General features: G+C 66.9%; 3 protein-coding genes. All 3 read left to right on the top strand.

Annotated features, from left to right (window positions below):
• Positions 1-189 (top strand): hypothetical protein (locus tag ACQI5H_RS24550; RefSeq protein ID WP_427081887.1); only part of this gene is annotated, 189 nt, incomplete at its 5' end.
• Entirely contained in the window at positions 186-563 is a 378-nt protein-coding gene (locus tag ACQI5H_RS24545; RefSeq protein WP_427081886.1) for a YbaB/EbfC family nucleoid-associated protein, read from the top strand. The genes ACQI5H_RS24550 and ACQI5H_RS24545, both read left to right, overlap by 4 nt.
• Before the next feature lie 6 nt (positions 564-569).
• On the top strand, positions 570-1,230 hold a 661-nt coding region (locus ACQI5H_RS24540; RefSeq protein ID WP_427081885.1), incomplete at its 3' end, for a hypothetical protein.

Here is a 1,230-nt window from a genome sequence, read left to right as displayed (position 1 = left end):
TTGGCAAGCCGCGGGACATTGTGGGAGCACGGCGAATTCGGGTCGGCGTTCGCGGGGGGCGCGCACGGTTATCTGGCTGCGAAAGGTCAACTGTTCCAAAGCGCTCAGAATCTGGCCACCACGCTGGGCGAGTTTTCCTCGGCCATGTCGCAAGCGGCCGACGCGTGGACCACAGCGGAGGGCAAATGAGCAATGAGCATGCAGGGGAACGCCTGTCCACGATGATCGACGGCTTCGCCGAGCACCTCGAGCGGGTCAAGCAAGCGCAGGAGCAGCGTGCCCAGGTCGTAGTCGAAGCCCACGCCGCCGACGACCGTGTCACGGTGCACGTGAATGCCGACGGCGCACTGGTGGACCTGCGTTTCGCCGACGACATCGTCCAACTCGACTACGACGAGATCGCTGCGGCCGTGTTGACGGCCGCTCGGGAAGCAGCGGTCACCGCGGCCGACCGGGTGCGCAAGCTGATCGCGCCGGTGCAGCAGCGCCCGAGCGCCATCCCTACCATCGCTGAGTTGACCGCCGACATCCCGGAACTGCGTGCGCTGCTGGCGCGTTCCTAGCCGACCGTGGGGCTGTACCTTCCGCCGGAACTGGACTGGGTGGACTATCTGGCGGGCAATCCCTGGCCCGACGAGGACGAGGACGACTACTGGGGCATCGCCGATGACTGGTCTGGCGCGCGCGACCAGATACTTGCGCTGCTGCCAGACGGATCCGCCCAACCGAATCTGGGCACCACGACGCTAGCGATGCAGCAGGCCTACCCCGATGGCGCGGGCGGCGACGCCATGCGCAGGGCACTGTCCGGACTGGCCACTGGCGACGGTTCGCTCGAGGACCTGGCCGGGCAAATGCAGCTGGTGATTGATGCCGCCAACAGCACCGGCGCCAAGATCCGCGAACTCAAGGTGATGATCCTGGAATCGCTGGTGCTGCTGGCCTGGGAGCTGACGACGGCGGCCCTGTATCCCCCTACCGCACCGGCGGCCGAGGCCGAGGAAATCGGCAGGACCCGGATCTATCTGCAGTGGCTGCTGGCCAAGGCACGCCTGGAAATCGAGCAGATCTGCCAGCCGCTGCTGGATGTCTTTTGCGCCGGCGGGCGGTTGGTCTCCCGCTTCGTCGACCCGGTAACCAATGCCGTCGAACGTCTCGGTGGGGCCCTCGACGACGCGGTCGAAGACGCGGCCGGCGAAACCGTGGCGGCGGCCGTGTCGTACTTCCCGA

This window comes from Mycobacterium heidelbergense, assembly GCF_050205645.1.
Classification (GTDB): Bacteria; Actinomycetota; Actinomycetes; order Mycobacteriales; family Mycobacteriaceae; genus Mycobacterium; species Mycobacterium heidelbergense_A.
This window is presented reverse-complemented; position numbering and strand designations above follow the sequence as displayed.

Coding starts and splice junctions, on each gene's coding strand:
- ACQI5H_RS24545 (WP_427081886.1), top strand. CDS start 186: ATGAGCAATGAGCATGCAGGGGAACGCCTGTCCACGATGATCGACGGC.